Annotated in this window: 7 protein-coding genes; all 7 read right to left on the reverse strand. The window is 63.3% G+C overall.

The window, feature by feature from the left end; genetic code table 11:
* Positions 1–129 precede the first annotated feature (129 nt).
* The 7 genes from fusA to rplL all read right to left on the reverse strand — a co-directional run bounded on the left by fusA (position 130) and on the right by rplL (position 13,616).
* Positions 130–2,253, reverse strand: coding sequence for an elongation factor G (gene fusA, locus OEW28_RS18365; protein WP_263736258.1), 2,124 nt, complete (start codon positions 2,251–2,253; stop codon positions 130–132).
* 24 nt (positions 2,254–2,277) lie between these two features.
* Positions 2,278–2,748: a 30S ribosomal protein S7 gene (gene rpsG / locus OEW28_RS18370; protein ID WP_263736259.1), complete on the reverse strand. Its 471-nt coding sequence runs from the start codon at positions 2,746–2,748 to the stop codon at positions 2,278–2,280.
* Positions 2,749–2,760: 12 nt separating this feature from the next.
* Positions 2,761–3,132: a 30S ribosomal protein S12 gene (gene rpsL, locus OEW28_RS18375; RefSeq protein ID WP_107674699.1), complete on the reverse strand. Its 372-nt coding sequence runs from the start codon at positions 3,130–3,132 to the stop codon at positions 2,761–2,763.
* Positions 3,133–3,475: 343 nt separating this feature from the next.
* Positions 3,476–4,396 carry a DMT family transporter gene (locus OEW28_RS18380; protein WP_263736260.1) on the reverse strand — a complete coding sequence of 307 codons (921 nt, stop codon included), beginning with the start codon at positions 4,394–4,396 and terminating at the stop codon, positions 3,476–3,478.
* A gap of 169 nt (positions 4,397–4,565) precedes the next feature.
* Positions 4,566–8,804 (reverse strand): DNA-directed RNA polymerase subunit beta', encoded by a 4,239-nt coding sequence (rpoC, locus tag OEW28_RS18385; protein ID WP_263736261.1) that lies wholly within the window; start codon positions 8,802–8,804, stop codon positions 4,566–4,568.
* Positions 8,805–8,855: 51 nt separating this feature from the next.
* Positions 8,856–12,992: a DNA-directed RNA polymerase subunit beta gene (gene rpoB / locus OEW28_RS18390; protein ID WP_263736262.1), complete on the reverse strand. Its 4,137-nt coding sequence runs from the start codon at positions 12,990–12,992 to the stop codon at positions 8,856–8,858.
* Between the two features lie 246 nt (positions 12,993–13,238).
* A complete protein-coding gene (gene rplL, locus OEW28_RS18395) occupies positions 13,239–13,616 on the reverse strand; it encodes a 50S ribosomal protein L7/L12 (protein WP_263722777.1) in 378 nt (125 codons plus the stop codon).
* Between the last annotated feature and the right edge of the window lie 50 nt (positions 13,617–13,666).

Consider the following 13,666-nt stretch of genomic DNA (forward strand, 5'->3'; position numbering starts at 1 on the left):
TGCCAACGTTAACGTGCGGTTTCGTCCGTTCAAACTTTGCCTTTGCCATGATGGCCTCCTGTTTCGGGTGGCGGGGTGAACCCCGCCCTACGGGTTAAGGGGTAGGGCGGGGTTCACCCCGCCTTCCCGTCATGCGTATTTCTTCTGGATCTCGTCCGAGATGTTCTGCGGCACCGCTTCGTAGTGATCGAACTGCATGGTGAACACCGCGCGGCCCGAGGACATCGAGCGGAGCGTGTTGATGTAGCCGAACATGTTCGCAAGCGGCACGAAGGCGTTGATCACGTTGGCGTTGCCGCGCGTGTCCTGCCCCTGCACCATGCCCCGACGCGAGGTCAGGTCGCCGATGATGCCGCCGGTGTATTCTTCCGGCGTCACGACTTCGACCTTCATGATCGGTTCCAGCAGCTTGGCGCCGGCCTTCTTCAGGCCTTCGCGCATGGCCGCGCGGGTCGCGATCTCGAACGCCAGGACGCTGGAGTCGACGTCATGGAAGGCACCGTCCGTCAGAGCCACCTTGAAGTCGATGACCGGGAAGCCGGCAAGCGGGCCCGAGTCCATGACCGACTTGATGCCCTTTTCGACGCCGGGGATGTATTCCTTCGGCACCGCGCCACCAACGATGCGGCTTTCGAACGAGTAGCCGACGCCCGGTTCGACCGGATCGATTTCCAGCTTAACACGCGCGAACTGGCCGGTACCGCCGGTCTGCTTCTTGTGCGTGTAGTCGATCTCGGTCTTGTGCGAAATCGTCTCACGGTAAGCCACCTGCGGGGCGCCGATGTTCGCCTCGACCTTGAACTCCCGCTTCATGCGGTCGACCAGGATGTCGAGGTGAAGTTCGCCCATGCCCTTCATGATGGTCTGACCGGATTCCAGATCGGTCTCGACGCGGAACGACGGGTCTTCGGCGGCCAGGCGAGCGAGCGCGAGGCCCATCTTTTCCTGGTCGGCCTTCGACTTCGGTTCGACAGCGATCTCGATCACCGGCTCCGGGAAGGTCATCGTTTCCAGAACGACCTGGTTCGACGGATCGCAGAGCGTGTCGCCGGTGGTCGTTTCCTTGAGGCCCGCGAGCGCGATGATGTCGCCCGCGAAGGCTTCGTCGATTTCCTCGCGGTTGATGGCGTGCATCATCATCATCCGGCCGACGCGTTCCTTGCGGCCCTTGGTCGAGTTGACCATCTGGTCGCCCTTCTTGAGGACGCCCGAGTAGATCCGCGTGAAGGTCAGCGAGCCGACGAAGGGGTCGTTCATGATCTTGAACGCGAGGCCGGCGAAGGGCTGAGAATCCTCGGCCGAACGGGCGATGTTGCGCTCTTCGGTTTCGTCGCCCGGTGCGAAGCCCATGTAGGCCGGCACGTCGAGCGGCGACGGCAGGAAGTCGATGACCGCGTTCAGAAGCGGCTGGACGCCCTTGTTCTTGAACGCCGAGCCGGCGGTGACCGGAACGAAGGTCAGCGACAGCGTGCCCTTGCGGATCAGCTTGCGCAGCGTATCCTCGTCCGGCTCGTTGCCTTCCAGGTAGGCTTCCATCGCGTCATCGTCCTGCTCTACGGCAAGCTCGATGAGGTTGGAGCGCCACTCTTCGGCGACGTCCTTCAGGTCGGCGCGGATCGGCTGACGGACCCAGCTTGCGCCGAGGTCTTCGCCTTGCCACACCCACTCTTCCATCTTGATCAGGTCGATGATGCCTTCCAGCTTGTCTTCCGCGCCGATCGGCAGAGCGATCGGAGCCGGGGTCGCGCCGGTGCGGTCCTTGATCATCTTCACGCAGTTGAAGAAATCGGCGCCGATCTTGTCCATCTTGTTGACGAACACGATCCGCGGAACCTTGTAGCGGTCGGCCTGGCGCCAGACGGTTTCGGTCTGCGGTTCGACGCCGGCGTTGGCGTCAAGCAGGCAGACAGCGCCGTCGAGAACGGCCAGCGAGCGTTCGACTTCGATGGTGAAGTCGACGTGGCCCGGGGTGTCGATGATGTTGAAGCGGAACTTCGTGTCCGACGTGCCTTCGGCGGTCGGGTCTTCCTGACGCTGCCAGAAAGTGGTGGTGGCAGCCGAGGTGATCGTGATGCCACGCTCCTGTTCCTGCTCCATCCAGTCCATCGTCGCGGCGCCGTCGTGGACTTCGCCGATCTTGTGGGACTTGCCGGTGTAGTAGAGAATCCGCTCGGTCGTGGTGGTCTTGCCCGCGTCGATGTGGGCCATGATCCCGAAGTTGCGGTATCGCGTAAGGGGGTAAGCGCGTGCCATTTCAGATATCCTCGGTGCCGCCGGTTACCAGCGGTAATGGCTGAACGCTTTGTTGGCGTCGGCCATCTTGTGGGTGTCTTCGCGTTTCTTCACCGCAGTGCCGCGGCCGTTGCAGGCATCGGACAGTTCGGCGGCAAGACGCTCTTCCATCGTGTTTTCGTTCCGGTTCTTCGCGGCGGTGATGAGCCAGCGGATCGCCAGGGCCTCGCGGCGCTCGGGGCGAACTTCGACCGGAACCTGGTAGGTCGCACCGCCGACACGGCGAGAGCGGACCTCGAGCGACGGCTTCACGTTGTCGAGCGCTTCGTGGAACGCTTCAACCGGCGGGCGCTTCAGACGCGCTTCAACACGGTCGAGCGCGTTGTAGACGATGCGCTCGGCGACGGATTTCTTGCCGTCGACCATCAGGTTGTTCATGAACTTGGTGAGAACCCGATCACCGAACTTGGCATCGGGCAGAACTTCGCGCTTTTCAGCGGCGTGACGACGCGACATGGCGCTTTCTCCTTACTTCGGACGCTTCGCGCCGTATTTCGAACGACGCTGACGACGATCTTTGACGCCCTGGGTGTCGAGGACACCGCGCAGGATGTGGTAACGGACACCCGGAAGGTCCTTCACCCGGCCGCCGCGGATCAGGACAACGGAGTGTTCCTGAAGGTTGTGCTTTTCACCGGGGATGTAGCTGATCACTTCGAAGCCATTGGTCAGACGGACCTTGGCAACCTTCCGCATAGCGGAGTTCGGCTTCTTCGGGGTCGTGGTGTAGACCCGCGTGCAGACGCCGCGCTTCTGCGGGCAGCTTTCCAAGTGCTGGGACTTGGACTTTCTTGCGTTGGCTTCCCGGGGCTTCCGGATCAGCTGTTGAATCGTCGGCATTAATCTCGCCCTATGTTGCAACCCGATCGACGTTCGCCCGTCAGCGACGTTCCCGGGGGCATTTCACCATTGTCGTGCCTCGCGCGTCCGCAAAACACCAAAACCGCATCCGTCCCCTTCGCGGGGACGACGCGGTGGAATTCCAGAGGATCGGGGCCGTTTGCTGGCCCGGATCATGACCACTTCAGTTCTTGATACCGGTACGGACGGGATTTTCCCGCCGCACAAGTGCGCGCCGTATAGGGGGAGTCGCGGGGGATGTCAACATGGCGCCGCAGGGATCGGGACCCGCGTTCAGGCTTTGATCACCTGGCGCCCGGCCTGGGTTGTACCAACGTCAAGCTCACGTCGCCGTTCCCTTGATCCGGGCGGTATGGGCAGCGGGCATCGGCCGGCGGCCGCTGGCCTGTCGTTCCCGGTGGAACGTGTAGATGCCGGTAATCACGATTATTGCCGCCCCCGTCAAGGTCATCGCATCGGGAAGTTCCGCGAAGACCAGCCATCCCAGCATAAGCGCCGCCACAAGCGAGGTGTAACGAAACGGGGCAACGAAGGCGATGTCGCCCACGCGCATGGCCGCGACGACCGTCAGATAGCCGGCGATCAGGCAACCCGATGCGGACAGGATAAGCAGCCAATGGTGGGCTCCAACCGGTTTCCAGCCAGAAAAAGGCACCATCATCCCCGCCGCGACGCTGACGGACAACGCGGCCACAAAGGCCACCGTGACGGATGAAACGCTGGGCGAAAGCCGGCGGGTCGCAAGGTCCCGGACGACCACGCTGAGGACGGAGGCCAGGCCCAGAAGAGACCAGGAGTCGAACCCCGCAAGCCCCGGCCGGACGATCAGAAGAACGCCGGCGAAGCCGACCGCGATGGCCGTAAGGCGCCGCCAGCCGATCGGTGCGCCGAACGCGACCGCGGCCCCCAGGGTCACCGCCAATGGCAACGCCTGCATGATGGCAGACAGATTGGCGAACGGAAGATGCGTCAGCGCTGTCAGGAAGAACGCCGTGGCCAGGATTTCCCCTGCTGTCCGCCAGAACAGCACCTTTCGGTCGCCCCGCGAAACGCGAAGGGTCAGGCCGCCCAGCCAGGGAGAGATCGCGATCAGAGCCAGGACCGTGAAGACTCCGCGCAACATGGCGGTCTGGTACAAGGGCAGCTCCGACGTGACCGTCTTCATGCAGGCATCATTCAGCGTGAAGGCGCACATGGCGGTGGCCATCAGAATCGATCCGCGAAGGTTGTCGGAAAGCATCATGCACGTTGCGGTAGCAGCGTCGGTTTCGCCGCGCCAGAGGCAATTTGGTTTGCCCTTCCGGTCAGGCAGATCCTTCGGGCCTGGCTCGCGGGCGCGAGTCCGCTCCGGCTCCGCGCAAATGCAAACGGCCCCGGACTTCCGGGGCCGTTCGCTGGCTTTCATGTATGGATCAATCGCGGCTTTCGGGCGTATCGACCAGACCCAGTTCGTCATCCGCAACGATATCGTCGATCGGGGCTGCCAGCGCCGCGGCCTGTTCGGCCTCGGTCCGGCGTGCCTCGATCACTTCCATGTCGCGGTCGTGGGCGATGCGGCGCACGCGTTGGGTCGCGCCACCGGTGCCCGCCGGGATCAGGCGGCCGACGATGACGTTTTCCTTCAGCCCGACCAGACGGTCGCGCTTGCCCTGGACGGCGGCCTCGGTCAGGACGCGGGTCGTCTCCTGGAAGGACGCCGCCGAGATGAACGACCGGGTCTGCAGCGATGCCTTGGTGATGCCCAAGAGAACCGGCTCGCCCACCGCCGGGCGTCCGCCCCGCGCGATGACCTTGTCGTTTTCCTCGTCGAACTCCGACTTGTCGACGTGCTCGCCCTTCAGAAGCGTGGTTTCGCCCGAGTCGAGGATCTCGATCTTCTGCAGCATCTGGCGAACGATCACCTCGATGTGCTTGTCGTTGATCTTCACGCCCTGCAGACGATAGACGTCCTGCACCTCGTCGATCAGGTAGTCGGCCAGCGCCTCGATCCCCATGATCCGCAGGATGTCATGCGGAGCCGGGTTGCCGTCCATGATGTAGTCGCCCTTCTGGACGTGGTCACCTTCCTGAACCGGAATGTGCTTGCCCTTGGGTACCATGTACTCGACCGGCTGCAGGCTGTCGTCCGTCGGCTCGATCGTGATGCGGCGCTTGTTCTTGTAGTCCTTGCCGAAGCGGACATAGCCGTCGATCTCGGCGATGATGGCGTGATCCTTCGGACGGCGGGCTTCGAAAAGTTCCGCCACGCGGGGAAGACCCCCGGTGATGTCCTTGGTCTTCGCACCTTCGCGCGGGATACGGGCGACCACGTCGCCGGCGCGAACTTCCTGGCCATCTTCGACCGAAAGGATCGCATCCACCGACATCTGGTAGCTGACCGGGTTGCCCTGATCATTGCGAACGGGCTCGCCCGTCGCCGGATCCATCACGATGATCTCCGGCTTCAGATCGTTGCCGCGCGGCGCGGTGCGCCAGTCGGTCACGATCTTCTGGGTCATGCCGGTCGCATCGTCGGTATCCTCGCGCACGGCGATGCCCGAGATGAGGTCCACGAACTTCGCAACACCCGCCTTTTCGGCGATGATCGGAAGCGTGTAGGGGTCCCATTCGAACAGCTTGGCGCCACGCTTGACGGCCTGGCCGTCCTTGACGTGGATCTTCGCGCCGTAGGACACCTTGTAGGACGCACGTTCCTGTCCCGCGTCGTCGATGATCGCGATCTGCATCGAACGGCCCATGACGATGTGTTCGCCATTGGCGTTTTCCAGCAGCATTGCGTTGCGGAACTCGACCTTGCCCTCCTGGCTGGCTTCCTGGAAGGACTGCTGGCCGCCCTGAGCGATGCCGCCGATGTGGAAAGTCCGCATCGTCAGCTGCGTGCCCGGTTCACCGATCGACTGCGCGGCGATGATGCCGACAGCCTCGCCGATATTGACCATCGTGCCGCGCGCAAGGTCACGGCCGTAGCACATGGCGCAGACGCCCTCTTCGGCCTCGCAGGTCAACGCAGAGCGGATGCGGACGGACGCCACGCCCGCTGTTTCCACAGCGTCGGCCTTGCGTTCGTCGATCAGCTCGTTCTTCTGCACGATGATCTCGTCGGTGCCCGGCACCATGATATCGTCGGCAGCCACGCGGCCCAGGATCCGCTCGGACAGCGGCGACACGACCTCACCGTCGTTGACCGCGGCCGAGGCCGTGATCGCACGTTCGGTGCCGCAATCGCGCAGACGCACGATGCAGTCCTGCGCCACGTCGACCAGACGCCGGGTCAGGTAGCCCGAGTTCGCGGTCTTGAGCGCGGTGTCGGCCAGACCCTTGCGGGCGCCGTGGGTCGAGTTGAAGTACTCGAGCACGGTCAGGCCTTCCTTGAAGTTCGAGATGATCGGCGTTTCGATGATCTCGCCCGACGGCTTGGCCATCAGGCCGCGCATACCGCCAAGCTGCTTCATCTGCGCCGGCGAACCCCGCGCGCCCGAGTGCGACATCATGTAGACCGAGTTCGGCTCGAGCTCTGCCCCGGCGTCGTCCTTACGGACGGCCGAGATCTCGTTCATCATGGCCGCGGCCACGGCGTCCGAGCATTTCGACCAGGCGTCGACCACCTTGTTGTACTTTTCGCCCTGAGTGATCAGGCCGTCCATGTACTGCTGCTCGAATTCCTTGACCTGGTCGCGCACGTCGTTGACGATCGTCCACTTCTTGTCGGGGATGACCATGTCATCCTTGCCGAAGGAAATGCCGGCCTTGAACGCTTCGCGGAAGCCCATGCCCATGATCTGGTCGCAGAAGATGACCGATTCCTTCTGGCCGCAGTAGCGGTAGACGGTATCGATGACGTTCTGCACGTCCTTCTTGCGCAGAAGGCGGTTGACCAGTTCGAAGGGCGCCTTGGCGTTCTTCGGAAGAAGCGCGCCCAGCCGCACGCGGCCCGGCGTGGTTTCGAAGCGTTTGAAGACTTCGTTGCCTTCCCCGTCGATCTGCGAGACGCGGCACTGGATCTTGGCGTGAAGGTGAACAGCGCCGGCGTCCAGCGCGTGCTGCACCTCGTCGACCGAGGCGAAGACCATGCCTTCGCCCTGCATCCCCTCGCGCATCATCGACACGTAGTAGAGACCAAGCACCATGTCCTGCGACGGAACGATGATCGGCGCGCCGTTGGCGGGCGAGAGCACGTTGTTCGTCGACATCATCAGAACGCGCGCTTCCAGCTGCGCTTCCAGCGACAGCGGGACGTGCACGGCCATCTGGTCGCCGTCGAAGTCTGCGTTGAAGGCCGAACAGACCAGCGGGTGAAGCTGGATCGCCTTGCCTTCGATCAGCACCGGCTCGAACGCCTGGATGCCCAGGCGGTGCAGCGTCGGCGCGCGGTTCAGAAGCACCGGGTGTTCGCGGATGACCTCGTCGAGGATGTCCCAGACCTCGGGGCGCTCCTTCTCGACCAGCTTCTTCGCCTGCTTGACGGTCGAGGACAGACCCTTGGCCTCAAGCCGCGAATAGATGAACGGCTTGAACAGCTCGAGCGCCATCTTCTTCGGCAGGCCGCACTGGTGAAGCTTCAGCTCCGGACCGGTCACGATGACCGAACGGCCCGAGAAGTCCACGCGCTTGCCCAGCAGGTTCTGGCGGAAGCGGCCCTGTTTGCCCTTCAGCATGTCGGACAGCGACTTCAGCGGGCGCTTGTTGGCGCCCGTGATGACGCGGCCGCGACGGCCGTTGTCGAACAGCGCGTCCACCGATTCCTGCAGCATGCGCTTTTCGTTGCGCACGATGATGTCGGGCGCGCGCAGCTCGATCAGACGCTTCAGACGATTGTTCCGGTTGATCACCCGGCGGTAGAGGTCGTTCAGGTCCGAGGTCGCGAAACGGCCACCATCCAGCGGCACCAGAGGGCGCAGTTCCGGCGGAATCACGGGAACGACGGTCAGCACCATCCATTCCGGGCGGTTGCCGGATTCCAGGAAGGACTCGACGATCTTCAGCCGCTTGATGATCTTCTTCGGTTTCAGTTCGCCTGTCGCTTCCTTCAGCTCCTCGCGCAGCTGTTCGGCGGTCGCGTCCAGGTCGATGGCGGCCAGCATGTCGCGGATCGCCTCGGCGCCGATGTTCGCCGTGAACGCGTCCGCGCCGTACTGGTCCTGCGCGTCCAGATATTCCTCTTCGGTCATCAGCTGACCGTAGGACAGGTCAGTCAGACCCGGCTCGATCACGACGTAGTTCTCGAAGTAGAGAATGCGTTCCAGATCCCGCAGCGTCATGTCCAGCATCAGGCCGATGCGCGACGGCAGCGACTTCAGGAACCAGATATGGGCGACGGGGGCGGCGAGCTCGATATGGCCCATCCGCTCGCGACGCACCTTCTGGAGCGTGACTTCAACACCGCATTTCTCGCAGACGACGCCGCGATACTTCATGCGCTTGTATTTGCCGCAAAGGCATTCGTAGTCCTTGATCGGCCCGAAGATCCGGGCGCAGAAAAGCCCGTCCCGCTCCGGCTTGAAGGTACGGTAGTTGATCGTTTCGGGTTTCTTGATCTCCCCGTAGGACCAGCTGAGGATGCGCTCGGGCGAGGCGAGCGAGATCTTGATCTCGTCGAACTGCTTGGGCGAGGCCAGCGGGTTGAACGGGTTGGTGGTCAGTTCCTGGTTCATCTTCAAATCCTTGAAATGGCGCGGTGGGAGTGGGGCGGGATATCTCCCGCCTTATTCCTCTCCCTCCGCATCCAGGAGTTCCATGTTGAGGCCGAGGCCCCGCACTTCCTTGACGAGAACGTTGAACGATTCCGGCACGCCGGCCTCGAAGTTGTCCTCGCCCTTGACGATCGACTCGTAGACCTTGGTCCGGCCCGCCACATCGTCCGACTTCACCGTCAGCATCTCCTGCAGGGTGTAGGCGGCGCCGTAGGCTTCGAGTGCCCAGACCTCCATCTCGCCGAAGCGCTGGCCACCGAACTGCGCCTTGCCGCCCAGCGGCTGCTGGGTGACGAGCGAGTACGGCCCGGTCGAACGCGCGTGGATCTTGTCGTCGACAAGGTGGTGAAGCTTCAGAAGGTACTTCACGCCGACGGTGACCTTGCGCTGGAACTTCTCGCCCGTGCGGCCGTCGTAAAGGTTCGACTGGCCGGACAGGTCGAAGCCCGCCCGCATCAGCGCATCGTTGACGTCGGCTTCCTTGGCGCCGTCGAAGACCGGGGTCGCGATGGGTACGCCACGCTTCACGGTCTGGGCACGCTCGACAAGATCATCCTCGTCGAGAGCGGCGAACGCCTCTTCATAGGCTTCGTCGCCGTAGCCATGCTTCAGCGCGTCGCGAACCGGGGTCAGGTCGCCCGTGCGGCGGTAGTCGGACAGCGCGTCGTCGATCCGGATGCCCAGGCCGCGTGCGGCCCAGCCCATGTGGGTTTCCAGGATCTGACCGACGTTCATGCGCGACGGCACGCCAAGCGGGTTCAGCACCATGTCGACCGGGGTACCGTCGCCGAGGAACGGCATGTCCTCGATCGGAACCACCTTCGAAACGACACCCTTGTTGCCGTGACGGCCGGCCATCTTGTCGCCCGGCTGCAGCTTGCGCTTCACCGCGACGAAGACCTTGACCATCTTCATGACGCCCGGCGGCAGGTCGTCGCCACGGCGGACCTTTTCGACCTTGTCCTCGAACCGGTGCTCGAGAGCGCGCTTCTGCGCCTCGAACTGCGCGTTCAGCGCCTCGACGTTCTGGGCGTCCTGCTCTTCACCAAGGGCAAGCTGCCACCACTGGCCGCGCGAGAGCGAGTCCAGCAGTTCCTCGTCGATCACCGCCCCGGCCTTGATGCCCTTCGGGCCCTTGACCGCGGTCTTGCCCAGGATCATCGACTTGAGGCGCGCGTAGATGTTGCGCTCGAGGATCGCCTGCTCGTCGTCCCGGTCGCGGGCCAGACGCTCGACTTCCTCGCGCTCGATCTGCAGCGCACGCTCGTCCTTGTCGACGCCGTGCCGGTTGAAGACGCGAACCTCCACGACGGTGCCGTAGTCCCCCGGCGGCAGGCGCAGCGAGGTGTCGCGCACGTCGGACGCCTTTTCGCCGAAGATGGCGCGCAGAAGCTTTTCTTCCGGCGTCATCGGGCTTTCGCCCTTGGGCGTGATCTTGCCGACAAGGATGTCGCCCGGCCCGACTTCGGCGCCGATGTAGACGATGCCCGCCTCGTCAAGGTTGCGCAGCGCTTCCTCGCCGACGTTCGGGATGTCGCGGGTGATTTCCTCGGGCCCGAGCTTGGTGTCGCGGGCGGCGACTTCATGTTCCTCGATGTGGATCGAGGTGAAGACGTCGTCGCGCACGATGCGTTCGGAGATCAGGATCGAGTCTTCGTAGTTGTAGCCGTTCCAGGGCATGAACGCGACGATGACGTTCTTGCCAAGCGCCAGTTCGCCCATGTCGGTCGAGGGACCATCCGCGATGACCTCGCCCTTGGCGACCCGGTCGCCCACCTTCACCAGCGGACGCTGGTTGATGCAGGTCGACTGGTTCGACCGCTGGAACTTGCGCAGACGGTAGATGTCCACGCCAGCGTCGCCGATCTCAAGATCCTCGGTCGCGCGCACGACGATACGGGTCGCGTCGACCTGGTCGATGATCCCGCCGCGCTTGGCCATGATCGCCGCGCCGGAGTCGGTGGCGACAACCGCCTCGATCCCTGTACCGACGAACGGCGCGTCCGCCTGCAGAAGCGGAACCGCCTGACGCTGCATGTTCGAGCCCATGAGCGCACGGTTGGCGTCGTCGTTTTCAAGGAACGGGATGAGCGAGGCCGCGACCGAAACCAGCTGCTTCGGCGACACGTCGATCAGGTCGACGCTTTCGCGCGGAGCCAGCGTGTATTCGCCCGACTGGCGGGTTGAGACCAGCTCGTTGATGAAGTTGCCCTGCTCGTCCAAGGTCGCGTTCGCCTGCGCAACAGTGTGGCGCATTTCTTCGGTGGCCGACATGTACTGGACTTCGTCGGTCACCTTGCCGCCCTGCACCTTGCGGTACGGGGTTTCGATGAAGCCGTACTTGTTCACGCGGGCGAAGGTGGCCAGCGAGTTGATCAGGCCGATGTTCGGACCTTCGGGCGTTTCGATCGGGCACATCCGGCCATAGTGGGTCGGGTGCACGTCGCGCACCTCGAAGCCCGCGCGCTCGCGCGTCAGACCGCCCGGCCCAAGGGCCGAGAGGCGCCGCTTGTGCGTCACTTCGGACAGCGGGTTGGTCTGGTCCATGAACTGCGACAGCTGGGAAGAGCCGAAGAACTCACGCACCGCGGCAGCCGCCGGCTTGGCGTTGATCAGGTCCTGCGGCATGACCGTGTCGATCTCGACCGAGGACATACGCTCCTTGATCGCGCGCTCCATGCGCAGCAGGCCGACGCGGTACTGGTTCTCCATCAGCTCGCCGACCGAACGCACCCGGCGGTTGCCGAGGTGGTCGATGTCGTCGATCTCGCCCTTGCCGTCGCGCAGTTCAACCAGCGCCTTGACACAGGCAATGATGTCGTCGCGGTCCAGCGTGCGCTGCGTGTCGGGTTTGCCGAGGTTCAGGCGCATGTTCATCTTGACCCGGCCAACGGCCGAGAGGTCATAGCGCTCCTTGTCGAAGAAGAGCGTGTCGAACAGTGCCGAGGCCGCCTCGACGGTGGGCGGCTCGCCTGGACGCATGACGCGATAGATGTCCATCAGCGCCTGGTCGCGGTTCATGTTCTTGTCCGCGGCCATCGTGTTGCGGATATACGGGCCGACGTTGATGTTGTCGATGTCGAGGACCGGAATCGTGGTGATGCCGTTGTCCAGAAGCACCTTCAGCGTGCCGCCCGAAACCTCGCCGTCCTTGTCGAGCGTCTGGGTGATCTCATCCCCCGCTTCGACGTAGATGGCGCCGGTGTCCTCGTTGATGATGTCCTTGGAGACATAGCGGCCAAGGATGTGGTCGAACGGAACCAGAAGCTCCGTCACCTTGCCTTCGTCGATCAGCTTCTTGACCATGCGCGGCGTGACCTTGTCGCCCGCCTTGCAGATCACCTCGCCCGTGGCCGCATCCACGAGGTCATAGGTCGGGCGCGTGCCGCGAACCCGCTCGGGGAAGAACTTGGTCACCCAGCCCTTGTTTTTGACCAGCTTGAAGTCGACCGTGTTGTAGTAGGCATCCATGATGCCTTCCTGGTCGAGCCCAAGCGCGTAAAGCAGCGTCGTCACCGGAAGCTTCCGGCGGCGGTCGATGCGTGCAAACACGATGTCCTTGGCGTCGAACTCGAAGTCCAGCCAAGACCCGCGGTACGGAATGATCCGGCAGGCAAACAGGAGCTTGCCCGAGGAATGGGTCTTGCCCTTGTCGTGGTCGAAGAACACGCCCGGCGAGCGGTGCATCTGGGAAACGATGACGCGCTCGGTGCCGTTGACGATGAAGGTGCCGTTGGGCGTCATCAGGGGCATGTCGCCCATGTAGACGTCCTGCTCCTTGATGTCCTTGACCGACTTCGCACCGGTATCCTCATCGATATCGAACACGATGAGGCGCAGCGTCACCTTGAGCGGCGCCGAATAGGTCATGTCGCGCGCCTGGCATTCATCGACGTCGTACTTCGGCTTTTCCAGCTCGTACTTCACGAACTCGAGGATCGCGTGCTCGTTGAAGTCCTTGATCGGGAAGACCGACTGAAACACGCCCTGGATGCCTTCGCCGTCGCTGGCCTTGGGGCCGTCGCCGGATTTCAGGAACAGGTCGTAGGAGGATTTCTGAACCTCGATCAGGTTCGGCATCTCCAGGACTTCGCGGATCTTGCCGTAGTATCTGCGGATACGCTTCCGGCCAACGGTCGCTTGAGCCATGCTCGTCGTCACCTTTCGTCTCTTCGCGCGGTTCGCGTCGCGTCGGGGTCACGCGGGCGGCCGCTTGCGAGTAGGGGGTCGGTTCCATTCATGCCTGCCGTCCCACCGGCGGGCTCCCGAACCGAACCCGGCCTGGGAAGATGCAGCCTTGGCTTCATGCACCTTCCAAGACGGGTTCGGCTGGGCCCGGCAAAAGCCGGACCCAGCCTGAAAATCTGGGTCGGACCTGAACGGCCCCGGCCCTGATTACTTGAGCTCGACCTTGGCGCCAGCCGCTTCGAGCTTTTTCTTGATGTCTTCGGCTTCGGCTTTCGCCGCAGCTTCTTTCACCTTGCCACCGGCTTCCACCAGGTCCTTGGCTTCTTTCAGGCCAAGACCGGTGATCGCGCGAACTTCCTTGATCACGTTGATCTTGTTCGCGCCGGCGTCGGTCAGGACGACGTCGAACTCGGTCTTTTCTTCCGCAGCTTCCGCCGCGCCGCCAGCCGCCGGGCCAGCAACCATGACCGCACCACCGGCAGCCGGTTCGATGCCGTAGTCGTCTTTCAGGATTTGCTTCAGTTCTTGCGCCTGCAGCAGCGTGAGGTTCACGATTTGCTCGGCGAGTGCTTTCAGATCAGCCATTTCTCTGTTCCGTTCCTAATTTGGTTTCCAACGTCAGGGTAACAACCCCA

This window comes from Albidovulum marisflavi, assembly GCF_025751435.1.
Classification (GTDB): Bacteria; Pseudomonadota; Alphaproteobacteria; order Rhodobacterales; family Rhodobacteraceae; genus Albidovulum; species Albidovulum marisflavi.

Coding starts and splice junctions, on each gene's coding strand:
- fusA (WP_263736258.1), bottom strand. CDS start 2,253: ATGGCACGCGCTTACCCCCTTACGCGATACCGCAACTTCGGGATCATG.
- rpsG (WP_263736259.1), bottom strand. CDS start 2,748: ATGTCGCGTCGTCACGCCGCTGAAAAGCGCGAAGTTCTGCCCGATGCC.
- rpsL (WP_107674699.1), bottom strand. CDS start 3,132: ATGCCGACGATTCAACAGCTGATCCGGAAGCCCCGGGAAGCCAACGCA.
- OEW28_RS18380 (WP_263736260.1), bottom strand. CDS start 4,396: ATGATGCTTTCCGACAACCTTCGCGGATCGATTCTGATGGCCACCGCC.
- rpoC (WP_263736261.1), bottom strand. CDS start 8,804: ATGAACCAGGAACTGACCACCAACCCGTTCAACCCGCTGGCCTCGCCC.
- rpoB (WP_263736262.1), bottom strand. CDS start 12,992: ATGGCTCAAGCGACCGTTGGCCGGAAGCGTATCCGCAGATACTACGGC.
- rplL (WP_263722777.1), bottom strand. CDS start 13,616: ATGGCTGATCTGAAAGCACTCGCCGAGCAAATCGTGAACCTCACGCTG.